The sequence below is a fragment of the Halomonas sp. CKK8 genome, assembly GCF_029625235.1.
GTDB classification, from domain to species: Bacteria; Pseudomonadota; Gammaproteobacteria; order Pseudomonadales; family Halomonadaceae; genus Halomonas; species Halomonas ventosae.
In genome coordinates, this window is sequence record NZ_CP121193.1 from 885,332 (window position 1) to 911,203 (window position 25,872).

At 69.8% G+C, this 25,872-nt stretch carries 22 protein-coding genes; 16 read left to right on the top strand and 6 right to left on the bottom strand.

Annotated features, from left to right (window positions below):
• Positions 1-2 precede the first annotated feature (2 nt).
• From P8934_RS04230 to P8934_RS04260, 7 genes are all read left to right on the top strand, one after another.
• Positions 3-1,262 (top strand): DUF945 family protein, encoded by a 1,260-nt coding sequence (locus P8934_RS04230; RefSeq protein WP_278033085.1) that lies wholly within the window; start codon positions 3-5, stop codon positions 1,260-1,262.
• Between the two features lie 78 nt (positions 1,263-1,340).
• Positions 1,341-3,773 carry an endopeptidase La gene (lon, locus tag P8934_RS04235; RefSeq protein WP_278033086.1) on the top strand — a complete coding sequence of 811 codons (2,433 nt, stop codon included), beginning with the start codon at positions 1,341-1,343 and terminating at the stop codon, positions 3,771-3,773.
• A gap of 110 nt (positions 3,774-3,883) precedes the next feature.
• A complete protein-coding gene (thiB, locus tag P8934_RS04240) occupies positions 3,884-4,882 on the top strand; it encodes a thiamine ABC transporter substrate binding subunit (RefSeq protein ID WP_278033087.1) in 999 nt (332 codons plus the stop codon).
• Entirely contained in the window at positions 4,858-6,561 is a 1,704-nt protein-coding gene (thiP, locus tag P8934_RS04245) for a thiamine/thiamine pyrophosphate ABC transporter permease (protein WP_278033088.1), read from the top strand. The genes thiB and thiP overlap by 25 nt, the downstream gene beginning before the upstream one ends.
• A complete protein-coding gene (locus P8934_RS04250) occupies positions 6,545-7,204 on the top strand; it encodes an ATP-binding cassette domain-containing protein (protein WP_278033089.1) in 660 nt (219 codons plus the stop codon). Before thiP ends, P8934_RS04250 begins: the two co-directional genes overlap by 17 nt.
• Before the next feature lie 84 nt (positions 7,205-7,288).
• Complete coding sequence (gene ilvD / locus P8934_RS04255) at positions 7,289-9,133, top strand: dihydroxy-acid dehydratase (protein ID WP_278033090.1); 1,845 nt, start codon at positions 7,289-7,291, stop codon at positions 9,131-9,133.
• Between the two features lie 82 nt (positions 9,134-9,215).
• Positions 9,216-10,304 (top strand): oxidoreductase, encoded by a 1,089-nt coding sequence (locus P8934_RS04260; RefSeq protein WP_278033091.1) that lies wholly within the window; start codon positions 9,216-9,218, stop codon positions 10,302-10,304.
• Positions 10,305-10,309: 5 nt separating this feature from the next.
• Here the strand turns inward: P8934_RS04260 and nudE are convergent, their stop codons facing one another.
• Complete coding sequence (nudE, locus tag P8934_RS04265) at positions 10,310-10,915, bottom strand: ADP compounds hydrolase NudE (RefSeq protein WP_106229833.1); 606 nt, start codon at positions 10,913-10,915, stop codon at positions 10,310-10,312.
• Between the two features lie 140 nt (positions 10,916-11,055).
• Between nudE and yrfG the strand changes: the two genes are divergently transcribed.
• From yrfG to P8934_RS04310, 9 genes are all read left to right on the top strand, one after another.
• On the top strand, positions 11,056-11,745 hold the full coding sequence (yrfG, locus tag P8934_RS04270) for a GMP/IMP nucleotidase (RefSeq protein ID WP_278033092.1): 690 nt from the start codon (positions 11,056-11,058) through the stop codon (positions 11,743-11,745).
• On the top strand, positions 11,738-12,124 hold the full coding sequence (gene hslR, locus P8934_RS04275) for a ribosome-associated heat shock protein Hsp15 (RefSeq protein WP_278033093.1): 387 nt from the start codon (positions 11,738-11,740) through the stop codon (positions 12,122-12,124). Before yrfG ends, hslR begins: the two co-directional genes overlap by 8 nt.
• A 12-nt stretch (positions 12,125-12,136) precedes the next feature.
• On the top strand, positions 12,137-13,012 hold the full coding sequence (gene hslO, locus P8934_RS04280; RefSeq protein ID WP_278033094.1) for an Hsp33 family molecular chaperone HslO: 876 nt from the start codon (positions 12,137-12,139) through the stop codon (positions 13,010-13,012).
• Positions 13,013-13,282: 270 nt separating this feature from the next.
• Complete coding sequence (locus tag P8934_RS04285) at positions 13,283-14,851, top strand: phosphoenolpyruvate carboxykinase (protein ID WP_278033095.1); 1,569 nt, start codon at positions 13,283-13,285, stop codon at positions 14,849-14,851.
• A gap of 132 nt (positions 14,852-14,983) precedes the next feature.
• A complete protein-coding gene (gene msrB, locus P8934_RS04290; RefSeq protein WP_278033096.1) occupies positions 14,984-15,481 on the top strand; it encodes a peptide-methionine (R)-S-oxide reductase MsrB in 498 nt (165 codons plus the stop codon).
• Between the two features lie 56 nt (positions 15,482-15,537).
• Entirely contained in the window at positions 15,538-17,907 is a 2,370-nt protein-coding gene (locus P8934_RS04295; protein ID WP_278033097.1) for a Tex family protein, read from the top strand.
• A 33-nt stretch (positions 17,908-17,940) separates the two neighbouring features.
• Positions 17,941-19,614 carry a glutamate--cysteine ligase gene (gene gshA, locus P8934_RS04300; protein ID WP_278033098.1) on the top strand — a complete coding sequence of 558 codons (1,674 nt, stop codon included), beginning with the start codon at positions 17,941-17,943 and terminating at the stop codon, positions 19,612-19,614.
• Complete coding sequence (locus P8934_RS04305; RefSeq protein WP_278033099.1) at positions 19,611-20,147, top strand: disulfide bond formation protein B; 537 nt, start codon at positions 19,611-19,613, stop codon at positions 20,145-20,147. Before gshA ends, P8934_RS04305 begins: the two co-directional genes overlap by 4 nt.
• A 6-nt stretch (positions 20,148-20,153) precedes the next feature.
• Positions 20,154-21,038, top strand: coding sequence for an alpha/beta hydrolase (locus P8934_RS04310; protein WP_278033100.1), 885 nt, complete (start codon positions 20,154-20,156; stop codon positions 21,036-21,038).
• A 17-nt stretch (positions 21,039-21,055) separates the two neighbouring features.
• Here P8934_RS04310 and P8934_RS04315 read toward each other — a convergent pair whose 3' ends face one another.
• From P8934_RS04315 to P8934_RS04335, 5 genes are all read right to left on the bottom strand, one after another.
• A complete protein-coding gene (locus P8934_RS04315; protein WP_278033101.1) occupies positions 21,056-21,736 on the bottom strand; it encodes an ABC transporter ATP-binding protein in 681 nt (226 codons plus the stop codon).
• Between the two features lies 1 nt (position 21,737).
• Complete coding sequence (locus P8934_RS04320) at positions 21,738-22,481, bottom strand: ABC transporter ATP-binding protein (RefSeq protein WP_278033102.1); 744 nt, start codon at positions 22,479-22,481, stop codon at positions 21,738-21,740.
• Positions 22,474-23,505 carry a branched-chain amino acid ABC transporter permease gene (locus P8934_RS04325; RefSeq protein ID WP_278033103.1) on the bottom strand — a complete coding sequence of 344 codons (1,032 nt, stop codon included), beginning with the start codon at positions 23,503-23,505 and terminating at the stop codon, positions 22,474-22,476. Before P8934_RS04325 ends, P8934_RS04320 begins: the two co-directional genes overlap by 8 nt.
• Positions 23,498-24,418, bottom strand: coding sequence for a branched-chain amino acid ABC transporter permease (locus P8934_RS04330; protein ID WP_278033104.1), 921 nt, complete (start codon positions 24,416-24,418; stop codon positions 23,498-23,500). Before P8934_RS04330 ends, P8934_RS04325 begins: the two co-directional genes overlap by 8 nt.
• Positions 24,419-24,487: 69 nt before the next feature.
• Positions 24,488-25,630 carry an ABC transporter substrate-binding protein gene (locus P8934_RS04335; protein WP_278033105.1) on the bottom strand — a complete coding sequence of 381 codons (1,143 nt, stop codon included), beginning with the start codon at positions 25,628-25,630 and terminating at the stop codon, positions 24,488-24,490.
• Positions 25,631-25,872 lie beyond the last annotated feature (242 nt).

Sequence of the window (25,872 nt, forward strand, 5' to 3'; positions counted from 1 at the left end):
TGATGCGCAAGGAACGACTGATCGTCCCGCTGGTGGTGGGGCTGGCGCTGCTCTGGGGCATCGCCCAGTACCTCTCCGGCGTGCTCTTCGAGCGCGAACTCGCCCGGGCCCTGGATGACCTCGCTGCCCGGGGGGAGCTCGCGGTGAAGCGCAGCGACGTCGACCGCGGCTGGCTCGAGTCCCGCGGCACCCTCCACCTGACCCCCCGCTTCGGCCAGGCCTGGCACCTGGAGCTGCCCTACGTGGCGCGTCACGGGGTGATCAGCACCCGCATCGACGGCGAACTGAGACTGCATTTCGGGCCGGGCGACCGGCGCCTGTTCGGCGATGCGCTTCCCTCGACCCCGCCCACCTGGCAGGCCCGCTATCGCACCCTCGGCGCGACCCTGGAGGGGCACCTCGAGCTGGCGCCCTTCATCGTCAGCCAGGCGGGGCGCGAGCTCGACTTCCGCGGCGGGCGGATCACCTTCGGCGGCGTCTACGGCGACTGGCGACTGCAGGCCCGGCTTGCGCCCTGGCGGCTCAGCGATGGCCCGGTCACTCTGGAAGCGGGGCCGACCACCCTGGAGAGCCGCTATGCCTATACCGAGGGCGCTTACCACTTCAGCCAGCAGGATCTGCTCAAGGTGGAGCGACTGGGCTGGCATCAGCCGGACCTCGAGCTGGAGGCCCATGGGCTGGTCCTGCACAGCCGCACGGTCCTCGACGAGCAGGAGCTGCGCGTCGAGAGCGAGCTGACCCTGGACCGACTGGTGACGGCGGAGCAGGTGCTGCTCTCCGGCCGCGTTGCCCTGGAACTGTCGCGGGTCAACGCCGACGCCCTGCGCAGCGTGCTGGCCGTGCTGCGCGACGAGGCGGCCCGAGGCGATGCCGCCCAGGACGGCCGCGAGTTGCTCGCGCGCCTGGAGCCGCAGCTGCTGGCCATGCTCCAGGATTCGCCACGCCTGGACATTCATGCCATCGCCTTGGACAGCCCGATGCTGGGGCTGGACGCGCGGGGCGACGGGGCGCTGTTCTTCGATTCGCGCCGGCTCGAGGAGCTGAGCCTGGTCGCACTCGCAGATCCCGATGACCAGGCCAGCGAGCAGGCCCGCTGGCGGACGCGGCTCTACGGTGACCTCACCTGGCACCAGGTGCCCAAGGTGGTGGCCCTGTGGCTCGGCCTGCCGCTGGACACCCAGGACCTCGAGATCGACGTGGTGCGAGGCCGGGTGCGGATCAACGGCCGTCCGCTGCCGCCGGCCCTCGAGCGACTGCAGTGACTTGAAGTCGGGCGCCGGTGCCCGCATTCCTGAGGGCAGCCCCGGGAACCCATCCCGACGATCCAGGACGAGGAACGCATGAGCGACGACCACGAAGCGCAGGATGGCCTGGACTGGATCCAGGCCAACAGCGACGACGCCTCCTACGACGAGCGGCCGGGCGAGGAGGGCCACCACGCGGTGGTACCCGCCAGCGACTCGCTGCCCGAGCGCATCTACCTGCTGCCGATCCACAACCGGCCCTTCTTTCCCGCCCAGGTCCAGCCGCTGGTGGTCAACCGCGAGCGCTGGGAGGAGACCATCCGCCGCGTCGGTAACACGCCGCACCATACCGTGGGCCTGGCCTTCGTTGGCGAGACGGGGGTCGAGGAGCTCGGTGACGAGGACTTCCCCGAGATCGGCACCGCGGTCAAGGTGCACAAGCTGCAGGGCGAGGAGCAGCAGATCCAGTTCATCGCCCAGGGCGTGCGCCGCTTCCGCATCCAGCGCTGGCTCTCCCGCACGCCGCCCTACCTGGTGGAGGTGAGCTATCCCCGCGAGCCGGTGGACGTCGAGGAGGACGAGACCCGCGCCTATGCCATGGCGCTGATCAACGGCATCAAGGAGCTGCTGCCGATCAACCCGCTCTACGGCGAGGAGCTCAAGCACTACCTGAACCGCTTCAGTCCCCACGAGCCCGGCCCGCTGACCGACTTCGCCGCGGCCATCACCTCGGCCAATGGCCCCGAGCTGCAGGACGTGCTGGAGACCATGCCGGTGATGGCCCGCATGCAGAAGGTACTGCCCCTGCTGCGCAAGGAGATCGAGGTCGCCCAGCTGCAGAGCGAGATCAGCGACCAGGTCAATGCCCAGATGCAGGAGCGCCAGCGGGAGTTCTTCCTGCGCGAGCAGCTCAAGGTGATCCAGCGCGAGCTGGGCATCTCCAAGGACGACCGCGAGAACGATGTCGACACCTTCCGGGCACGGCTCGAGGGGCGCGTGGTGCCGGAGCGGGTCATGGAGCGCATCGACGACGAGCTCGACAAGCTCTCGGTGCTGGAGACCGGCTCGCCGGAATACGGCACCACCCGCAACTACCTGGACTGGCTCACCGCCATGCCCTGGGGGGTGCGCAGCCAGGACCAGCTCGACCTGGCCCATGCCCGGTCGGTGCTCGACCGCGACCATGACGGCCTGAAGGACGTCAAGGAGCGCATCGTCGAGTTCCTCGCCGAGGGCACCTTCAAGGGTGACGTGGGAGGCTCCATCCTGCTGCTGGTCGGCCCCCCGGGGGTCGGCAAGACCTCGGTGGGGCGTTCCATCGCCGACGCCCTGGGCCGCGAGTTCTATCGCTTCTCGGTGGGCGGCATGCGCGACGAGGCCGAGATCAAGGGGCATCGCCGTACCTACATCGGGGCCATGCCTGGCAAGCTTGCCCAGGCCCTCAAGGAGGTCGAGGTCGAGAACCCGGTGATCATGCTCGACGAGATCGACAAGATGGGGCAGTCCTTCCAGGGCGACCCCGCCTCGGCCTTGCTCGAGGTGCTCGATCCGGAGCAGAACGTCGACTTTCTCGACCACTACCTCGACGTGCGCCTGGACCTCTCCAAGGTGCTCTTCGTGTGCACCGCCAACACCCTGGACGCGATCCCCCCGGCGCTGCTCGACCGCATGGAGCAGATCCGCCTCTCCGGCTACATCGCCGAGGAGAAGGTGGCCATCGCCAGGCACCACCTGTGGCCCAAGCTGCTCAAGCGGGACCGCATGCCCAAGAAGCGCATCAACCTCACCGAGGCGGCGCTGCGCCAGGTGATCGAGGGCTACGCCCGCGAGGCGGGGGTGCGCCAGCTCGAGAAGCAGCTGCACCGCATCGTGCGCAAGGCGGCAGTGAAGCTGCTGGAGAATGACCAGCAGTCGGTACGAGTCTCGGTGAACAATCTCGAGGACTACCTGGGGCCGCCGATCTTCCGCAAGGAGCAGGTGATGAAGGGCGAGGGCGTGGTCACCGGCCTGGCCTGGACCGCCATGGGCGGCGCCACGCTCTCCGTCGAGGCGGGCAAGGTGCACGCCCTGGACCGCGGCTTCAAGCTCACCGGCCAGCTCGGCGACGTCATGAAGGAGTCGGCCAACATCGCCTACAGCTTCGTGCTCGGCCACCTTGGCGAGTACGGCGCCGATGCGGACTTCTTCGACTCGGCCTTCGTCCACCTGCACGTGCCGGAGGGGGCCACGCCCAAGGATGGCCCCTCCGCCGGGGTCACCATGGCCACCGCGCTGCTGTCGCTGGCCCGGCACCGGTCCATCGACCGGCCGCTGGCGATGACCGGCGAGCTGACCCTGACCGGCCAGGTGCTGCCGGTGGGCGGCATTCGCGAGAAGGTGATCGCCGCCCGGCGCAGCGACATCTTCGAGCTGATCCTGCCCGAGGCCAACCGGCGCGACTACGACGAGCTGCCCGGCTACCTCAAGGAGGGCATGACGGTGCATTTCGCCGGCCGCTACCGCGACGTGGCCAGGGTGGTGTTCGGTTGACCGGCAAAGCCGGCTTCGCCTGCGCCGCACGCCATCAGCGGTAAGCGGCAAGACAACCCCGGGTCGGTGCCGAGCCGATGCCGGGGTTATCCATGACAACGGGACATCCCATGACAAGACCGGCAGCCCTGATCCTGACACTGGTAGCGGCGGGCACCGCATCCGCCGCCGAGCGAACGCTTACCGTCTACACCTACGACTCCTTCGTCTCCGAGTGGGGACCCGGGCCCGGCATCGAGGCCGCCTTCGAGGCGCGCTGCGGCGACTGCGACCTGCGCTTCGTGGCCCTCGATGGCGGCGTCGACATCCTCCAGCGCCTGCGCCTGGAGGGGGAGGGCACCGCGGCGGACCTGGTGCTGGGGCTGGACATGAACCTGATGGCCGAGGCCCGCGAGCTTGAGCTGCTGGCCCCCCACCGGGTCGACACCACGCCGCTGGCGCTGCCCATCGACTGGGCCGATGACACCTTCCTGCCCTACGACTGGGGCCACTTCGCCTTCGTGTACGACACCGAACAGCTCGACCAGCCGCCGGGCAGCTTCCGTGAACTCCTTGAGGCCCCTGAGGAGGTCCAGCTGATCCTCCAGGACCCGCGCACCAGCGTCACCGGCCAGGGCCTGCTGCTGTGGATCAAGCACGTCTACGGGGAGGAGGCCCCGGCCGTCTGGGCGAAGCTCAACGAGCGGGTGCTGACCGTCACCAACAGCTGGAGCCAGGCCTACTTCTCGCTGTTCATGAACGGCGAGGCGCCCATGGTGCTCTCCTACGCCACCTCGCCGGCCTACCACATGGCGGTGGAGGAGACCGACCGCTACCAGGCCGCCGAGTTCGAGGAGGGCCACTACCTTCAGGTGGAGACTGCCGCCATGCTGCGCGCCACCGAGCAGCCCGAGCTCGCCCGCGACTTCCTGGCCTTCATGCTGACGCCGGACTTCCAGCGCCATATCCCCTTGGGCAACGTCATGAACCCGGCCATCGACCTGGGTGACGACTTGCCCGAGGTGTTCGAGCGGCTGATCCAGCCGCAGAGCCTGACCTTTACCCCCGAGGAGGTGCGCGAGAACCGTCGTGCCTGGATCCGCGAGTGGCTCAACGCCAGCGTGCGCTGAGCGAGGTGTCGACAGCCTCACGCTGGGCCACGCTCTCGCGCTGGCCGCCGGGGCTCGGCCTCGCCGCCCTGACGGCGGTGGTGGGGCTGGGGCTCGGCAGCCTCGGGGCGCTGCTGTGGCAGGCCCGCGGCCTGCACCCGGCCGCGCTGTGGCAGGAGCCGTGGCTGGCCGCCGTGCTGCGCTTCACCCTCTGGCAGGCGACCGTCTCGACCCTGCTGGCGGTGGGGCTCGCCGTGCCGGTGGCGCTGGCCCTGGCGCGGCGACCGCGCTTCCCGGGGCGTGCCCTGCTGCTGCGGGCCATGGAGCTCTCGCTGGTGCTGCCCACGCTGATCGGCCTGTTCGGCCTGGTGGCGGTGCATGGCCGGCGGGGCTGGGCGGCGCCGCTCTGGGAGTGGCTGACCGGCGCGGAGTCGGGCTATCTCTACGGGCTCTCCGGCATCGTGCTGGCCCATGTCTTCTACAACCTGCCGCTCTCGGCCCGGCTGATGCTTCAGGCCTTGGAGACGGCCCCCGCGGCGCACTGGCGGCTGGCCTCCCAACTGGGGCTGACGCGGGCGACCCTCTGGCGCACCCTGGAGTGGCCGCGCCTCGCACCGCTGCTGCCGCGCCTGGCGGCGCTGGTCTTCACCCTCTGCTTCACCAGCTTCGCCATCGTCATGACGCTGGGCGGCGGGCCGCGCTCCTCGACCCTGGAGGTGGCGCTCTACCAGGCGCTCAAGTTCGACCATGACCTGGCCCTGGCGGCCCTGCTGGCCCTGACCCAGCTGGTCATCTGCCTGTCGCTGTGGCTGATGGCCCTCTCCCGAGGCGGGGCGCCCTCGCTGGTGGTCGGCAGCGCCGCCCTGCCGGCCGGCGGGCGCTGGCACCGGCGCGACGGCGTCGGCGTCTCGCGGCTCACCGATGCGGCCTGGCTCACCGCCCTGGCGGCACTCCTGCTGCCGCCGCTCGCCGCGGTGGTGCTGGCGGGACTCGCCGGGCTGCCCGAGCTGCCGCGCAGCGCGAGCCTGTGGCCGGCGGCGGCGCGCAGCCTGGTGATGGCCCTGGGGGCGGGGGCCGGGGCCCTGTCGCTGGCGGTGGCCCTGCTGGTGGGCAGCCGCTGGCTGCGGGCCCGTCGGCATGCCGGGGCGGCGCTGCTGATGGAGGGGGGCGGTCAGCTGATCCTGGTGATCCCCTCCCTGGTGCTGGGGACTGGGCTCTTCCTGCTGCTGCGTCCGACCCTGGGCAGCGGCTGGCAGGGCTACGCCCTGGTGGTGCTGGTCAATGCCTTCATGGCGCTGCCCTTCGCCATGCAGGTGGTGCGCGGGGCCCTGCCGGGGCTCTCGGCGCCCGAGGAACGCCTGGCCGACCAGTTCGGCATCCGCGGACGGGCCCGGCTGCGCTGGCTGGTCTGGCCGCGGCTGCGCCGCCCCCTGGCCCTGGCGCTGGCCTATGCCATGACCCTGTCGCTGGGTGACTTCAGCGTCATCGCGCTATTCGGCAGTCCCTCGGCGCCGACCCTGCCGATGCTGCTCTACCAGCAGCTGGGCGGCTATCGCTGGCAGGGCGCCGCCGCCACGGCACTGGTGCTGCTGGTGCTGGTGGTGCTGGTCTTCGTGCTGCTGGGCTGGCTAACCCGTCGTCCGCCCCGTTACCCCTGGAACCGCCACACCCGCGAGGAGCGCCATGCTCGAGTGTCGTGACCTGAGCTTCCACTACGACCGCTTTGAGCCCGGGGAGACGCCGGACTTCCACTTCAGCTTCCGGCTCGCCCCGGGCGAGTGCCTGTCGGTGGAGGGGCCGTCGGGCTCCGGCAAGAGCACCCTGCTGGGGCTGCTGGCGGGGTTCCTCGAGCCCGCCGGCGGCACGCTCGCCTGGCAGGGCCAGGACCTGCTGGCGCTGCCGCCCTGGGAGCGCGGCATCACCACCGTCTTCCAGGAACACAACCTCTTCGACCAGTTGCCGGTCTGGCTCAACGTGGGGCTGGGGCTGGCGCCGGACATGAAGCTAACCCGCGAGCAGCGGGCCCGCATCCATGAGGGGCTGGCCGAGGTGGGGCTCGAGGGGCTGCACGACCGCCTGCCCGGGGAGCTCTCCGGCGGCCAGCGCCAGCGTGTGGCGCTGCTGCGCGCCCTGCTGCGCGGCTCCCGGGTCCTGCTGCTCGACGAGCCCTTCTCCGGCCTGGACGAGGCGACCCGCGACGGGCTCTGGACCCTGGTGCGTCGCCAGAAGGCCGCGGGGGCGGCGGTGGTGCTGGTCAGCCACGACCGCGACGACATCGAGGCCCTGGCCGACCGGCGCTGCCGCCTGGAGGGCGGCCGGCTGCGCCCCATGCGACTGGCCTGACGGCCGGCCGCGTGACAGAATCTGAAGCCGACTGGACACCCGAGCCGCCGGCACAAGGCGGCTGCACGATGAGAAGAGGACACCATGCCCGAGTATCGTTCCCGCACCACCACCGCCGGCCGCAACATGGCCGGCGCCCGCGCCCTGTGGCGTGCCACCGGCATGAAGGATGACGACTTCCACAAGCCGATCATCGCCGTGGCCAACTCCTTCACCCAGTTCGTGCCGGGCCACGTGCACCTGAAGGACATGGGGCAGCTGGTGGCGCGCGAGATCGAGAAGGCGGGCGGCGTGGCCAAGGAGTTCAACACCATCGCCGTGGACGACGGCATCGCCATGGGCCACGACGGCATGCTCTACTCGCTGCCGAGCCGCGACCTGATCGCCGACAGCGTCGAGTACATGGTCAACGCCCACTGCGCCGATGCGCTGGTGTGCATCTCCAACTGCGACAAGATCACCCCCGGGATGCTCAACGCTGCCATGCGCCTCAACATCCCGGTGATCTTCGTCTCCGGCGGGCCCATGGAGGCGGGCAAGACCAAGCTGCTCGACCACAATATCGACCTGATCGATGCGATGATCTCCGCCGCCGACGACCAATACAGCGACGAGGAGATCGAGGAGATCGAGCGCAGCGCCTGCCCCACCTGCGGCAGCTGCTCGGGCATGTTCACCGCCAACTCCATGAACTGCCTGATGGAGGCGCTGGGCCTGGCGCTGCCGGGCAATGGCACGGTGCTGGCTACCCACGCCGATCGCCGCCGGCTGTTCGAGGAGGCGGGCCACCGCATCGTCGAACTGGCCAAGCGCTACTACGAGGGCAACGAGGCGCACCTGCTGCCGCGGGCCATCGGCTCGAAGGCGGCGTTCGGGAACGCCATGACCCTGGACATCGCCATGGGCGGCTCCACCAACACCATCCTGCACCTGCTGGCTGCCGCCCAGGAGGGCGAGGTGGACTTCACCATGGCCGACATCGACCGTCTCTCCCGGGAGGTACCGCAGCTCTGCAAGCTGGCGCCCAACACCCAGCAGTACCATATCGAGGACTGCCACCGCGCCGGCGGCATCATGGCGATCCTCGGCGAGCTGGACCGTGCCGGGGTGCTGGATACTCGGGTGCCCACCGTCTACGGCGATACCCTCAAGGAGGCCCTGGACGCCTGGGACGTCATGCGCTCGCCGAGCCCCGAGGTGGTGGAGTTCTACAAGGCCGGCCCCGGCGGCATCCCCACCCAGGAGGCCTTCTCCCAGGCCGCCCGCTGGCCGAGCCTCGACGGCGACCGGGCCGGCGGCTGCATCCGTGACCTTGCGCATGCCTTCTCCCGCGAGGGCGGGCTGGCGGTGCTCAAGGGCAACATCGCCGAGGACGGCTGCGTGGTGAAGACCGCCGGCGTCGATGACGCGATCCTGGTCTTCGAGGGCCCGGCCCATGTGGTGGAGTCCCAGGACCAGGCGGTGGAGCATATCCTGGGTGGCCAGGTGAAGGAGGGCGAGGTGGTCGTCATCCGCTACGAGGGCCCGCGCGGCGGCCCCGGCATGCAGGAGATGCTCTACCCGACCAGCTACCTGAAGTCCAAGGGGCTGGGCAAGGCCTGCGCGCTGCTCACCGACGGGCGCTTCTCGGGGGGCACCTCGGGGCTCTCCATCGGTCACGCCTCGCCGGAGGCCGCCGCCGGTGGCGCCATCGGCCTGGTGGAGAGCGGCGACCTCATCCGCATCGACATCCCCAATCGGCGCATCGACGTGAAGCTCCCCGACGAGGAGCTCGCCCGCCGTCGCCAGGCGGAGGAGGCGAAGGGCGGCGAGGCCTGGAAGCCGAGCATCCAGCGCGACCGCAAGGTCTCGGCGGCGCTCAAGGCCTATGCGCTGCTGGCGACGTCCGCCGACAAGGGCGCGGTACGCGACCTGACCCGGCTAGACTGAGCCCGAGACCCGGCCGGACGCCAGGCCACGCGAGCCTTTGCCGAGGGCCGGGCCCCATGACCCCTGCAGGGAAGCCCGCACGATGAAGACACAGACTCTCAACGTCGGCCTGGTCGGCTATGGCATGGCCGGGCGCACCTTCCACGCCCCGCTGATCCAGGCCGCCCCCGGCCTGGAGCTGACCGCCGTGGTCAGCGGCAATGCCGAGCGCGTTCAGGCCGACCACCCCGAGGTGGAGGTGCTGCCCAAGGCGGCGCCGCTGTTCGCCCGCCGCGACATCGACCTGGTGGTGATCGCCACCCCCAACGACACCCACTTCCCGCTGGCCAAGGCGGCGCTGGCGGCCGGCAAGCACGTGGTGATCGACAAGCCCTTCAGCGTCAGCGCCTCCGAGGCCCGCCTGCTCAAGGCCCAGGCCGATGGCGCCGAGCGCCTGCTGAGCGTTTTCCACAACCGCCGCTGGGACAGCGACTTCCTGACCCTCAAGGCGCTGCTCGACGAGGGGACCCTGGGGCGGGTGGTGGCGCTGGAGTCGCGCTTCGACCGCTTCCGCCCCCGGGTCACCGACCGCTGGCGCGACCACCACAAGCCGGGCGGTGGCATCTGGTACGACCTCGGCCCGCACCTGCTCGACCAGGCCCGGCAGCTCTTCGGCATGCCCAAGGCGATCCTGCTGGAGCTCGCCACCTCTCGCGAGGGGGCCGAGGTGGACGACGACTTCCTGGCGCTGCTGGAGTACGACCGCCTGCGGGTCAGCCTGCAGGCCAGCTCCCTGGTGGCCGAGCCGACCCCACGCTTCCGGGTCCATGGCACCCGGGGCAGCTTCGTGAAGTACGGGCTCGACCCCCAGGAGGCCTGGCTCAAGGAAGGGCAGGTCCCGTCGCCGGGCTGGGGGGTGGATCCCTCGCCCGGCACCCTGACCCTCGACGAGGGGGAGGGCGAAGCGACCTCCCTGGCGAGCCGCGAGGCACCGGCCGTGCCGGGGGACTACCCCGCCTTCTACGCCGGCATCGCGAGGTCCCTGCTCGAGGGCACGCCGCCGCCGGTGACCAGCGAATCGGCGCTGGACGTGATGACCCTGCTGGAGACCGGGCTCGACAGCTACCGCCAGGGCCGCTGGGTCAAGCTCAAGGACAGCAACAGCGCGCTGCGCCGGCTGCACTCACGCTAGAGGGCTCACCAGAGCCCGGCATCCACGGGCGCCTCGCTGCGCAGCTTGTCCCGGGCGATGAACAGCGCGGCGATGGCGCGGGCCTCGTGGAAGTCCTCCCGGGCCAGCAGGGCCGAGAGCTCGTCGATGGCGTGGGTCTCCACGATCAGCGGCTCCGGCTCGTCGCCGGGCAGGCGCCTGGGATAGAGGTCGCTGGCCAGCAGCACCTGCATGCGATGGCGCATGTAGTTGGGGGCCAGCGACAGCTCCACCAGGGGCTCGATGCGGTTGGCACCGAAGCCGCACTCCTCCATCAGCTCGCGGTTTGCCGCGGTGACGATGTCCTCGCCGGGGTCCACGAGCCCCTTGGGCAGGGTCAGCACGTAGTCCTCGAAGCCGGCGGCATACTCGCGGATGAGCAGCACGTGCTCCGGGTCGGGCATGGCCACGATCATTACCGCGCCGATGCCCTGGCCGGTGCCGGTGAGCCGCTCGAAGGTGCGCTCGGCGCCGTTGGAGAAGCGCAGGTCCAGCTCCTCGACGTGGAACAGGCGACTGCGTGCCACGCTGCGCCGGTCGAGGATGTGCGGCTTGACGGGCCAGGGCCGGGAGGCGTCGTGCGGGTCGGACATGGGCGGACTTCCTTGTTGGAGAGCGACAGGGGCGGGCGAAAGGGGCATGTGGTGGATGCCAGGCAGGCGCTGTGCGCCCCGGATGGCGATTCGATACAATACTACGTCCCAACGGCCCCCGACTCACCCCCGGAGTAGCGATGATCGACTGGCGCGCCATCGACACCGTCCTGCTGGACATGGACGGCACCCTGCTGGACCTGCATTTCGACAGCCACTTCTGGCTCGAGCACCTGCCGCGGCGCTACGTGGAGCTGCACCGCCTCGACGAGGCGACCCAGGAGGAGCTGCGCGCACGGATCATCCGTGAGCAGGGCACCCTCAACTGGTACAGCCTGGCCTACTGGAGCCGCGAGCTGGGGGTCGACGTGGTGGCGCTCAAGCGGGAGGTGCAGCACCTGATCGGCCTGCGCAGCGACGCCCTGGACTTCCTCCGCTGGCTGAAGGCGGCCCATCCCCGGGTGGTGCTGGCCACCAATGCCGACCGGGCTAGCCTGGAGCTCAAGCTTCCGCTGACCGGGCTAGAGGATTACCTGGATGCCATCGTCTCCTCGGCGGACTTCGGGGTCCCCAAGGAGGAGCAGGCCTTCTGGTTTGCCCTGCAGGAGGTCGAGCCCTTCGACCCGCAGCGTACCCTGTTCATCGACGACAACGCCTCGGTGCTGGAGAGCGCACGGGAGTTCGGCATCCGCCACCTGCTGGGCATCAAGCAGCCCGACAGTCGCCGGCCGGAGCGGGAGCTCGAGGAGTTCATCGCCCTGGACCGCTTCGCCAGCATCCTGCCCGACAACCTGCCGCCTGCGGCGGGCGAGGGAGGTGTCCATGGATAGCGTCAGGCTCGACAAGTGGCTGTGGGCGGCGCGCTTCTTCAAGACCCGTGCCCTGGCCAAGAAGGCCATCGAGGGCGGCAAGGTCCACTACGAGGGCGGGCGCGCCAAGACCAGCAAGGCCGTCGAGGTCGGCGCCCTGATCCGTGTGCCCCAGGGCTGGGATATCCTGGAGGTGGAGGTGCTGGCGCTCTCCGACCAGCGCCGTGGTGCCCCCGAGGCCCGCGCGCTCTACCGCGAGACCGAGGAGAGCATCGCGCGCCGCGAGCGCGAGGCCGAGGCCCGGCGCCTCACCAACCAGGTCATGCAGCACCCGCTCAAGCGCCCCGACAAGAAGCAGCGCCGGGAGATCCAACGCTTCCAGCGCCAGCAGGATGACTAGACAGAGAGCCTCATGACCGACCAGATCCAGCGTTTCCTCTTCGACAAGACCAACGTGCGTGGCGAGATCGTCACCCTCGAGCGCGCCTACGGCGAGGTGCTCGAGCGCCACGACTACCCGCCGGCGGTGAACCACCTGCTCGGCGAGCTGCTCGCCGCGGTGGCGCTGCTCACCGACACCGTCAAGCTCGACGGCACCCTGAGCATCGAGGTGCGTGGCCAGGGCGCGCTCGCCCTGCTGATGGCCGAATCCAACCCCGGCGGCGAGCTGCGCGCCATTGCCCGCCTGGCCGAGGACGCGGCGATTCCCGGTGAGAACGCCGACTTCCGTGAGCTGGTGGGGGAGGGGCAGATCATGATCACCCTGGACCCCACCGACGGCCACCGCTATCAGGGTGTCGTGGCCCTCGAGCACGACAGCCTGGCCGGCTGCCTCGCCGCCTACTTCGCCCAGTCCGAGCAGCTGCCGACGCGGCTGTGGCTGGCCGCCGATGGCCGCCGGGCCGGCGGCCTGCTGCTGCAGCGCATGCCGGACGAGTCGCAGAACCAGGACGTGGACGCCTGGGAGCGCACCGTGCACCTGGCCGACACCGTCAAGGAGGAGGAGCTGCTCGGCCTCGAGCCGCTCGAGGTGCTGCGCCGGCTCTACCACGAGGAGACGGTGCGGGTCTTCGACCCCAAGGCACTGCGCTTCGGCTGCACCTGCTCGCGCGAGCGCATCGCCTCCGCGCTGATGACCCTGGGCGCCCAGGAGCTTCGCGAGGTGCTGGCCGAGCAGGGGGGCATCGACACCCAGTGTCACTTCTGCCATTCCCGCTACCACTTCCCGGCGTCCGAGGTCGAGGCGATGCTCGAGGGCCCCGAGGGGGAGCCGCCGACCCTGCACTGAGACGTGTGATGCCCAGGCGCTGCATTGCAGCATGCGTCTTCGGGTGAGCGGTAGTGAACGGCGTCGATGTAGTAGTAAAACTACATGAACTTCGCCCAAGAACGGCGTTTCCCGGCGGCCGGGTTTTTGCCATAATGGCGCCGTTTTTTCCGGTCGATCGCCCAGCACAAGACGGCAATGACCCGCGCACGGCGATCATGGCATGACCCACGTTGCGTCACCGACGCCCGGCACACGAGAGAGAAGCGGCCGCAAGGCCCAGGACACGACATGACCACGACTCAAGCCGCCCCCCAGCAAGCCGCCATTTCCCACGTCAACCTCTGCAGCGCCGAGCTGATCGAGCGGGCAGTGGCCAACGGGGAAGGGCGCCTGGCCGCCAATGGCGCCCTGGTGGTGAACACCGGCGAGCGCACCGGCCGTTCCCCCAAGGATCGCTTCATCGTCGACGAGGCGAGCACCAGCGGCCAGATCGACTGGGGCAGCGTCAACCGCCCGTTCGACGCCGAGAAGTTCGATGCCCTCTGGGCCCGCGTCGATGCCTATCTGGCCGGCGGCGAGCACTATGTGTCCGAGCTCCACGTGGGCAGTGACCCGGTCCACTACCTGCCGGTGCGCGTCACCACCGAGACCGCCTGGCACAACCTCTTCGGCCGCACCATGTTCGTGCGCCCCGAGGCCTACAACCCGTCCGTGAAGGACGAGTGGACCATCCTCAACGCCCCCTTCTTCGAGTGCGACCCGGCCCGCGATGGCACCAACTCCGACGGCTGCGTGATCCTCAACTTCGCCCAGAAGAAGGTGCTGATCGCCGGCATGCGCTATGCCGGCGAGATGAAGAAGGCGATGTTCTCGGTGCAGAACTTCCTGCTGCCGGCCGCCGACGTGCTGCCCATGCACTGTTCCGCGAACGTCGGCGAGGATGGCGAGACCACGCTCTTCTTTGGCCTCTCCGGCACCGGCAAGACCACCCTCTCCGCCGACCCGGCCCGCTACCTGATCGGTGACGACGAGCATGGCTGGGGGCTGGGCACCGTCTTCAACATCGAGGGTGGCTGCTACGCCAAGTGCATCGACCTCTCCGAGAAGAACGAGCCGATCATCTGGCAGGCCATCAAGTTCGGCACCGTGCTGGAGAACGTGGTCCTCGACGACCGCCGCGAGCCGGACTACGCCGATGACAGCCTGACCCAGAACTCCCGTGCCGCCTACCCGCTGGAGCACGTCGAGAAGCGCGTGCCTGAGAACCGCGCCGGCGAGCCCAATGCCATCGTCTTCCTCACCTGCGACATGTCCGGTGTGCTGCCCCCGGTCTCCCTGCTCTCCAAGGAAGCGGCCGCCTACCACTTCCTCTCCGGCTACACGGCCAAGGTTGGCTCTACCGAGGTGGGCTCCACCGCCGGGCTCGAGGCGACCTTCTCCACCTGCTTCGGCGCGCCCTTCTTCCCGCGCCCGGCACGCGAGTATGCCGAGCTGCTGGTCAAGCGCGTGGCCGAGAAGGATGCCCAGGTCTACCTGGTCAATACCGGCTGGACCGGTGGCGCCTACGGGGAGGGGGGCGCACGCTTCTCGATCCCTACCACCCGCGCCATCATCAGCGCCATCCAGTCCGGCGTGCTGCGCGACGTCGAGACGCGCCAGGTCGAGGGCCTGAACCTGGCGGTGCCCACCGCCGTGCCGGGTGTCGACTCCCGCCTGCTCGACCCGCGCGAGACCTGGGAGGACACGACCGCCTACGACCGCAAGCGCCAGGAGCTCGCCGCCAAGTTCGTCGACAACTTCAAGAAGTTCGAGGGCGTCAACGAGGCAATCGTCAAGGCGGGCCCCAGCCTGACCTGAGGCGGTCGGAGAGAACCCGAACGCCCTAGACCTGTCCGAGAGGGGGAAGCCGAGGCTTCCCCCTCTTTTTTTGGTGTAAGGAAATCGGGGAGAGCACGACACAGATCACACCCCGTTGATGGGAGAACGACCATGAAACGACGGCATTTTCTTGGCGTGCTGGGGGCCGGCAGCCTCGCCGGCCTGCTGCCGGGGCTCGCCGCGGCCCGACCCAAGCCGGACCTGACGCGTGCCGAGGGGCTCGAGGTGCTGGAGCTCTCCGAGGCCGAGTGGCGGGAGCGGCTCAGCGACGAGCAGTTCGAGATCCTGCGCGAGGAGGGCACCGAGCCGGCTTTCTCGAGCCCGCTGGACAAGGAGACCCGCGAGGGCGAGTACCGCTGTGCCGGCTGTGACCTGCGGCTGTTCACCAGTGCCATGAAGTACGACTCGGGGACCGGCTGGCCGAGCTTCTTCGAGCACGTCGAGGGGCACCTGCTGACCAGCGTCGACTACTTCCTGGTCTTCCCGCGCACCGAATACCACTGCGCGCGGTGCGGCGGCCACCAGGGCCACGTCTTCGACGACGGCCCCGAGCCCACCGGCCTGCGCTGGTGCAACAACGGCCTGGCGCTGCGATTCGTCCCCGCCTGAATCCCGATTGTGGTACCTTGTCGCGATCGTCTGGACGTTTGATTGCCAAGGATTTCATGGACGCACACGACAAGATCATCAGCCGCCTCGCCGAGGAACTCGCCGTTCGCCCGCCGCAGGTCAAGGCCACGGTGGAGCTGCTTGACGGCGGGGCCACCGTGCCCTTCATCGCCCGCTATCGCAAGGAAGTCACCGGCGGGCTCGATGACATCCAGCTGCGAGCGCTCCACGAGCGCCTGTCCTACCTGCGCGAGCTGGAGGAGCGGCGCGAGGCGGTGCTGGCCGCCATCGACGAGCAGGGCAAGCTCACGGACGACCTCGCCGCCAGCATCCGCGCGGCGGAGACCAAGCAGCGCCTGGAAGACCTCTACCTGCCCTACAAGAAGAAGCGGCGCACCAAGGCGCAGATCGCCCGGGAGGCGGGGCTCGAGCCGCTGGCCGATGCCCTGCTGGCCGACCCGACCCTGGTCCCCGAGGCCGAGGCGGCCGAGTACCTTCGCGCCGCCGAGGGCGACATCCCCGCCGTCGAGGACGCCAAGGCGGCCCTGGACGGCGCCAAGCAGATCCTCATGGAGCGTTTCGCCGAGGACCCGGAGCTGGTCGGCCAGTTGCGCGAACGGCTGTGGCGCGAGGGCGAGCTCTCCTCCCGGGTGATTGCCGGCAAGGAGCAGGAGGGCGCCAAGTTCTCCGACTACTTCGAGCACGACGAGCGGCTCGCGAAGGTGCCTTCGCACCGCGCGCTGGCGATGTTCCGTGGGCGCAACGAGGGCGCGCTGGCGCTGGCCCTGCGACTGCCCGGCGAGGAGGAGGCCCCGCTCCATCCGGCCCAGGTGGCCATCGCCCGGCACTTCGATATCTTCCACGGGAGCGGCGACCAGGGCCGGCCCGCCGACCGTTGGCTCGCCGAGGTGGTGCGCTGGACCTGGCGGGTCAAGCTCTACACCCACCTGGAGACCGAGCTGATGGGTCGGCTGCGCGAGCGCGCGGAGCTCGAGGCCATCGAGGTGTTCGCCGCCAACCTCAAGGACCTGCTGCTGGCCGCGCCGGCGGGCCAGAAGGCGACCCTGGCCATCGACCCGGGCCTGCGTACCGGCTGCAAGGTGGCGGTGGTGGATGCCACCGGCCAGTTTCTCGAGCACGCCACCATCTACCCCCACGCGCCCCGCAATGCCTGGGACGCGTCGCTGTCCGAGCTGGCCAGGCTGGTGGAGGCGCACGACGTGGCGCTGGTCGCCGTGGGCAACGGCACCGCCAGCCGCGAGACCGACAGGCTCGCCGGCGAGCTGGTGAAACGGTTCGCGGGGAAGCGCGCGCTCTCCAAGGTGATGGTCAGCGAGGCGGGCGCCTCGGTCTACTCCGCCTCGGAGTATGCGTCCAGGGAGCTGCCGGACCTCGACGTCACCATCCGCGGCGCGGTCTCCATCGCCCGGCGGCTGCAGGACCCGCTGGCCGAGCTGGTCAAGATCGAGCCCAAGTCCATCGGCGTGGGCCAGTACCAGCATGACGTCTCGCAGCTGCAGCTCTCCCGGAGCCTGGAGGCGGTGATCGAGGACTGCGTCAACGCCGTGGGGGTGGACCTCAACACGGCGTCGAGCGCGCTGCTGTCGCGGGTCGCCGGCCTCAATGCGGCCCTGGCCGACAATATCGTCGCGCGTCGCAACGCCGAGGGCGCCTTCACCAGCCGTCGCGCGCTGCTCGACGTCAGCCGCCTCGGGCCCAAGACCTTCGAGCAGTGCGCCGGCTTTTTGCGCATCATGAACGGCGACAACCCACTGGATGCCAGCGCCGTGCACCCCGAGGCCTATCCGCTGGTGGAGCGCATCGCCCAGCGCAGCGGGCGCCCGCTGGCCGGGCTGATCGGCGACAGTGCCACCCTCAAGTCGCTGAAGCCCACCGAGTTCGCCGACGAGCGCTTCGGCGTGCCCACCGTCACCGACATCCTCGCCGAGCTCGACAAGCCGGGGCGTGACCCACGCCCCGAGTTCAAGGCAGCCGAGTTCCGCGAGGGGGTCGAGACCCTGAGGGACCTCGAGCCCGGCATGATCCTCGAGGGCAGCGTGACCAACGTCACCCACTTCGGGGCCTTCGTCGACATCGGCGTCCACCAGGATGGCCTGGTGCACATCTCGGCGCTCTCCGAGAAGTTCATCGAGGACCCGCGCACCGTCGTCAAGGCCGGCGACATCGTGCGGGTCAAGGTGATGAGCGTGGACCTCGCGCGCTCGCGCATTGGCCTCACCATGCGCCTCGATGACCAGCCGGACGACCGGGGTGACGACAAGGCCTCCGACCCGCCGCGCCGCGGACGTGGCAACGCCCGGGGCCAGGGCGCCGGCAAGGCCGGTCGCGGCGGCAAGGCGGCCGAGCCGGCCAGCCAGATGGGCGCCCTGGGGGCGGCCCTGCTGCAGGCCAAGAAGGGGCGCTGACCTTGAAGCGTCGCCTGACGGCACCATAATCTGATGTTTGCCGGGCGCGATGGCGCCCGCCTTTTCACACATGGGGTGACCATCTTGTCCGAATCGTTCACCAGCCGCGTCGATCGACTCAAGTCCCTGGCCGACGAGGGGCGGGTCGGGCGCCTGCGCCGCGGCATCGAGAAGGAGGGGCTGCGAGTCGACGGCGAGGGGCGCATCGCCGCCACCCCCCATCCCGCCGCGCTGGGCTCCAAGCTGACCCACCCGCATATCACCACCGACTATTCCGAGGCGCTGCTGGAGTACATCACCCCGGTCTATTGTCGGCCGGTCGATGCCATGGAGTTCCTCGCCGACCTGCACCGCTTCAGCTATCGGCACCTGGGCGACGAGCTGATCTGGCCGGCGAGCATGCCGGCGCGCCTGGACGGCAACGACAGCGTGCCCATCGCCGACTACGGCCGTTCCAACGTGGGCACCATGAAGCAGGTCTACCGCAAGGGCCTGGACCTGCGCTACGGGCGGATCATGCAGTCCATCGCCGGGGTGCACTACAACGTCTCGCTGCCCGATGACCTCTGGCAGCTGCTGCGCGAGCTCGAGGGTGACCTCGACACCCCCCTGCGCGACTACCGCTCGTCGCGCTACTTCGGCCTGATCCGCAACTTCCGCCGCCACAGCTGGCTGCTGCTCTACCTGTTCGGCGCCTCGCCGGCGCTGGACCGCAGCTTCCTGCCGAGCGGCGAGCTGCCCGAGAAGCTCCAGCGGCATGGCGAGGAGACCCTCGTGTCGCGCCACGCCACCAGCCTGCGCATGTCGGACCTGGGCTACCAGAACAAGGTCCAGGAGCAGCTGAAGATCTGCTTCAACTCGCTCTCCAACTACGTCAACACCCTGCGCCACGCCATCGCCACGCCCTGGCAGGACTACCAGAAGCTGGGCGTGAAGGAGGGCGACGAGTGGCGCCAGCTCAACGCCAACATCCTGCAGATCGAGAACGAGTACTACAGCGACATCCGCCCCAAGCGGGTGGCACGCCATGACGAGACCCCCAGCCAGGCGCTGGAGGCCCGCGGCGTGGAGTACATCGAGGTGCGCTGCCTGGACCTCAACCCCTTCCTGCCGCTGGGGGTGGACGAGTCCCAGATCCGCTTCATCGACACCTTCCTGATGTGGTGCCTGCTCAGCGAGAGCCCCTGGATCCCCGACGACGAGTGCGACCGGCTGGATGACAACCGGCGCCTGGTGGTCGAGCGTGGCCGGGACCCCGAGCTGCGCCTGCTGCAGGATGGCAGGCATCGCTCCATCGCCGACTGGGGCGGCGAGATCTTCACCGAGATGGTGGCGGTGGCCGAGCTGCTCGATCGCCTGGAAGAGGGCGAGCCCCATGGCGAGGCGCTGGCGGCCCTGTCGCCGCGCCTCGACGACCCCGCCCTGACGCCCTCCGCGCGCCTGCTGGCGCGCCTCGAGTCGAGCGGGGAGTCCTTCGTCGAGGCCATGCTGGGCCTCGCCCGGGAACAGGCGAACGCCTTCCGTGACACCCCCATGGACCCGTCTCGGGAGGCGCTGTTCGACGAGCTGGTGGCGACCTCCCTGGCGCAGCAGCATGACCTCGAGGCGGCTGAGACCGAGGGCTTCGACGCCTTCCTGGCCCGCTACTTCGAGCGTGCCCGCGAGGTGCGGGCCGTCACGCCACTGCAGACGGGAGAGACGTCATGATCGACGACCTTAGGCGCCTCTCGGTCCGCGAGTGGAGCCTCGCGGGCCTCGCCTTCTGCGTGCTGATGATGGCCGTGGCCCTGGGGCTCGAGCATATCGTCGGGCTGGAGCCCTGCCCGCTGTGCATCTTCCAGCGGGTGGCCGTACTGGCCGCCGCCGCGGTCTTCCTCGTCGCCGCGATCCACGACCCCGTGGGCCGCGCGGGGGCGGTGACCTACGGCCTGCTGTCGCTGGCCGCCGTGGGCGGCGGCATCGCCGTGGCGGGGCGCCACCTGTGGCTGCAGTCGCTGCCGGCCGACCAGGTGCCGAGCTGCGGCCCGGGGCTCGACTACATGATGGAGATCCTGCCCCTGCAGCAGGTGCTGGCCCAGGTGCTCTCGGGCTCGGGAGAGTGCGCCGAGATCGACTTCCTGCTGCTCGGCATCTCGCTGCCCGGCTGGACCCTGGCCGGCTTCCTGGTGCTCGCCCTGGCCCCGCTGGGCCTGCTGCTGGCGGCCAATCGTCCGCGCCGCGGCTATCGCTGGCAGGGCTAGGGCACCATGCTCTATCGCGACCTGGCTACCCAGGAGGCGATCGACCGCGCCTACGATCCCATGCGGGGTCGGGACCCCGCCGTACTGCTCGCCGACTGGCATGATCGGAGTGCGGCGTCCCGCCAGCGCCACCGGGTGACGCTCGATCTGCCCTATGGACCGACGCTTGCCGAGTGCCTGGACGTCTACCACGCCGAGGGCAGGGGGGAGGAGAGAGCGGCGGGGGGAGAGGAGGGCAAGCCTGTCCCCTGCCACCTCTTCTTCCATGGCGGCTACTGGCGCTCGCTCGGCCACAAGGAATTCGGCTTCGTCGTCGACGGCCTGGTGGCGTCGGGCATCACCGTGGCGGTGGTCAACTACGCCCTCTGCCCCGCGGTGGCGTTCGGCGAGGTGGTGCGCCAGGCCCGGGCGGCGCTGGCGTGGGTCTATCGCCACGCGGGGGCACTGGGTGTCAACCCGCGCCAGATCAGCGTCTCGGGCCACTCCGCCGGCGGGCACCTCTGCGCCATGCTGCTGGCCACCGACTGGGAAGGCGACTATGGCCTGCCTGACGACCTGATCAAGGGGGCGCTGTGCGTCAGTGGCCTCTATGACCTCGGGCCCTTTCCCTGGTCATGGCTGCAGCCCAAGCTGCAGCTCAGCGGCCGCGACGTGAGCGACTACAGCCCGGTGCGGCTGCCCTGCCGCGTACCGGTGGGGGTGCAGCTGGTCGCCGGCGGCGAGGAGTCCAGCGAGTTCGCGCGCCAGATGCAGGCCTACGCCGAGCACTTGCGCGGGCAGGGCATCGGCGTTGCGTCGGCCATGCTGGACGGCGATGACCACTTCTCACTTCTCGAGCACTATCGCCCCGGCGGGCGCTTCGTCGAGGGGATCACCGCCTTCCATCCCTGAGCCTCCGGCGCACGGGCCTATACCCCCAGATAGCGGTCGCGGACGCTGGCGTCCAGCGCCTCGGGCGGTCCCGTCCAGGCCGTGCGTCCCTTCTCGAGGATGGTGCAGCGGTCGACGACCGGCAGCAACTCGCCCAGCGACTTGTCGACGATCAGGGTCGACTGCCCCTGCGACTTGATCACCCTCAGCGCCGACCAGATCTCCTGGCGGATCACCGGTGCCAGCCCCTCGGTCGCCTCGTCGAGCACCAGCAGGCGCGGGTTGGTCATCAGGGCACGGCCGATGGCGAGCATCTGCTGCTCGCCGCCGGAGAGGGTGGCCGCCATCTGGCGGCGCCGCTCGGCGAGCCGGGGAAAGAGGGTCTCGACCCGCGCCCGGTTCCAGGGGCCGGGGCGGGCGGTGACCACCAGGTTCTCGCGCACCGAGAGGTTGGGAAAGCAGCGCCGGCCCTCCGGTACCAGCCCCAGGCCGCATTGGGCGATGCGGTAGGCCGGCAGGCGCCGCAGGTCCCGGGACTCGAAGGTGATGCGTCCGCGCCGCGCCGGCGTCAGCCCGAACAGCGAGCGGATGGTGGTGGTCTTGCCCATGCCGTTGCGTCCCATGAGCGCCACCATCTCGCCTGCCTCGACCTGCAGGCTGACGCCGAACAGCGCCTGGGACGGCCCGTAGAAGGTCTCGATGTCGGTGATCTCGAGCATCTCAATCTCCCAGGTAGGCGTCGCGGACCCGCGGGTCCCGGCGGATGGCCTCGCCGTCGCCATGGGCGATGATGCTGCCCGCCACCAGCACGGAGATGCGATCCGCCAGCCGGAACACCGCGTCCATGTCATGTTCGATCAGCAGGATGGGGACCTCCTCCTTCAGGGTCTCGAGCAGTTCGGTGAGCCGTGCCGACCCCTCGGGGCCGAGCCCGGCCATGGGCTCGTCCAGCAGCAGGACCCGGGGCTCGAGGGCCAGCGCACAGGCCATCTCCACTTGGCGGCGCTCGCCGTGGGAGAGTGCCGCCACCGGCGTATCGGCGTGGTGGGTGAGGTGCATGCGCTCAAGGGCCGCGTGGGCGGGGGCCAGCAGGCTCGGGTCGCTGGCCACCGGTCGCCAGAAGCGGAAACTGTGCCCCTGCAGCGCCTGGGCGCCAATCATCACGTTGCGCAGCACGCTGAGGGGTTCGGCCAGGCACGAGACCTGGAAGCTGCGCCCCAGGCCGAGGCGGGCCCGGCGGGCGACCCCCAGGGCGGTGATGTCGCGCTCCCCCAGGCGGATCTGCCCGGCATCGGGCCTCAGGCTGCCGGCGATCTGGGCGATCAGCGTCGACTTGCCGGCGCCGTTGGGCCCGATCAGGGCATGGATCTCGCCGGCCCTGAGGTCCAGCGATACGTCCTGGGTGGCCTGCAGGGCACCGAAGCGCTTGTGCAGGCTGGTCATCGACAGCACGGGCTCACACATGGCGCTCGCTCCCGGCCAGCCAGCCGATCACGCCCTGCCGGGCGAACAGCACCACACCCAGCAGCACCAGGCCGAGGAAGAACTGCCAGTATTCGGTCAGCCCCCCCAGCAGGGTCTCCATCATCACGAAGAGGATGGCCCCGGCGAGCGGCCCGTAGAGGCGGCCGACCCCACCCAGGATGACGATCACCATCAGTTCGCCGGAGAGGTGCCAGCTCAGCATGGAGGGGCTGACGAAGCCGTTGAGGTCCGCATAGAGGGCACCGGCCAGGCCGGTGATCATCGCCGAGATGACGAAGGCCACCAGGCGGATGGGGAAGGGCGAGATACCGGCGGTGGCCAGGCGGGTCTCGTTGAGCCGCGCCATGGTCAGGGCGGCCCCGAAGCGGGACTTCATCAGTCGCGAGGTCAGCGCCAGGGAGAGCACCAGGCCCGTGAAGCAGACCAGGAAGAAAGTCAGGGCGTGGTTGGTGTCGAGCCCGGGCAGGGTATTGCGCAGGTAGATCGGCAGGCCATCCTCGCCGCCATAGTCGGGCCAGGAGTTGGCGAAGTAGTAGGCCATCTGGGCGAAGGCCAGGGTGATCATGATGAAGTAGACCCCGGTGGTGCGCAGCGAGATGGCGCCGATCACCAGGGCGAGAAGGCCGCAGAGCAGCACGGCCGACAGCCAGATCACCAGCATGTCGTCGCTGCCGGGCAGCCCCATCACCAGGCTGCCGTCGAAGGCGTGGTAGGCGCTGATGCCGCTCACGTAGCCGCCCAGGCCGAAGTAGGCGGCATGGCCGAAGCTGACCATGCCGCCGAAGCCGATGGCCAGGTTCAGCCCCACGGCGGCCATGGCCACCAGGGCGATGCGCGAGGCGAGGTTGACATAGTAGACCTCGCCCAGCAGGTGGGCGGCGACCGGGGCCAGCAGCATCAGCGCCAGCAGCGTGCCGTGCACCAGGCTTTGGCGGTCCAGCCAGCGGCCCGTGCCGGACGGGCGCTGGGCTGCGGAGGTGGTCGTGGGATGGAGCCTAGTCATGGGCGGCAAAGAGTCCCTTCGGCTTGAAGGCCAGTATCACCGCCATGAGGATGTAGATCAGCATGGCGGCTAGGGCGGTCCCCGCGCCGGCGGCGTCCGACGGCGCCATGAACTGCCCGAACAGGGCGGGAAGGAAGACCCGGCCCAGGGTATCCACCAGGCCGACCAGCAGGGCACCGAGCAGGGCGCCCTTGATCGAGCCGATGCCGCCGATCACGATCACCACGAAGGCGAGGATCAGCACCGGCTCGCCCATGCCCACCTGTACCGACTGCAGGGCGCCCACCAGTGAGCCGGCCAGGCCCGCCAGGGCGGCACCCAGGGCGAACACCAGGGTATAGAGCCGGCGGATGTTGACCCCCAGGGCGCCGATCATCTCCCGGTCGCTCTCGCCGGCGCGGATGCGCATGCCCAGCCGGGTATGCGCGATCAGCAGGTAGAGGCCGGCGGCCACGACCACGCCTACGGCGATGATCACCAGCCGGTAGACGGGGTAGCGGGAACCGCCGGGCAGGGCCACCGACCCGGCCAGCGCCTCTGGCGGGCTGAGCCACAGCGGCGAGGAGCCGAAGAGCCAGCGGGTGCCCTCGGAGAAGATCAGGATCAGCGCGAAGGTGGCGAGCACCTGGTCGAGGTGCTGGCGCCGGTAGAGGCGGCGTATCACCAGCAGCTCGACGATGGCGCCCGCCGCAGCGGCCGCCAGCACGCCGGCCACCAGCCCCACCAGGAAGGAGCCGGTCGAGGCGGTGGCCAGGGCGGTGACATAGGCCCCGACCATGTAGAAGGAGCCATGGGCCAGGTTGATCAGCCCCATGACCCCGAACACCAGGGTCAGGCCGCTGGCCATCAGGAAGAGCATGGTGCCGAGCTGCAGGCCGTTGATCAGTTGCTCGATCAGCAGGGTGACGGACACGTCGGGCATCCTTGGGGAAACGAGGGGGGAGGCGACGCCGGGACCACGCCCGGCCCGGCGCCGCGACGATCACATCCGGCACTGCTCGGCATAGACGTCCTGGATGTCCTCGACGGCCAGGCCGACCAGGCGGTTGGTCGGCTCACCGTCCTCGCCCTCGACCACCTCGCGGACATGGATGTCCTGGATCGGGTGGTGGTTCGGGCCGAAGCGGAACTTGCCGCGTACCGAGTCGAAGTCGGCCTCGCGCAGGGCCTCACGGAAGGCGTCCTGGTCGTCGGGGTGGGCCTTTTCCAGGGCGGAGAGGATCAGGCGGGCCGTGTCATAGCCCTGGGCGGCATAGAGGGTCGGGGTCCGCTCGTAGGCCTCGCGGAAGCCCTCGACGAAGGCCTGGTTGGCCGCGTTCTCCAGGTCGTAGGCCCACTGCGAGGTGTTCATGGCGCCGATCGCGGCGCTGCCCACCGCCTTGATGATCGTCTCGTCGAACGAGAAGGCCGCCCCGAACACCGGCATCTCCACCCCCGAGTTCTCCCACTGCTTCATGAAGGAGATGCCCATGCCGCCGGGCAGGAAGAAGAACAGGCTGTCGGCGTCGCTGGCGCGGATCCTGGCGATCTCGGCGGCGTAGTCGGTCTGGCCCAGCTGGGTGTAGATCTCGTCGACGACCTCGTCCTCGAAGAGGTGCTTGAAGCCGGCCAGGGCATCGGTGCCGGCGGGGTAGTTGGGTGCCATCAGGATGGGGGCCTCATAGCCCTGCTCGCGCATCCAGGCACCCATCGCGCCGTGCAGATTGTCATTCTGGTAGGCCACGTTGAAGTAATTCTCGTGGCACATCTTCCCGGCCAGCGCCGAGGGTCCGGCATTGGGCGAGAGGTAGAAGGTCCCCTGGCGGACCACGGAGGGCACCACGGCCATGGCCAGGTTGGACCAGATGATGCCGGTCATGATGTCGACCTCGTCGCGCTGCATGAACTCGTTGGAGAGCGTCTTGGCGAGGTCGGGGCGGCGGGCGTCGTCCTGGATCAGGACCTCGATGTCGTCGCGGTCTGCCTGGTCGATGGCGAGCATGAAGCCGTCGCGGACATCGACGCCCAGATGGGAGCCACCGCCCGAGAGGGTGGTGATCATGCCGATCCTGACCTCCTCGGCCTGGGCCGTGGCCACGGCGGTCGTCATCAGCAGGCCGAGGCCGGCGCGGGTCAGCGTGTTCATGGGAATCCCTCCAGAGTCCTGGTGTCGTGGCGGTGTGATGGCGGCAGCGCGGCGGCTGGCTGCGCTACAAGGTATCGCATACGGTACTACGAATGCCGGGATGGCCTCTCCACGCTCCCCTCGCGCTACCCGACGCCCGTTCCTCCTGCCCATCCTCGCGGGCAAGCCACGACGACTCAAGCGACGCGTCGCGCCGAGGCGGCAACGGGATTGACAGCGGGCCCGGCAGGCGCGAGTCTGTC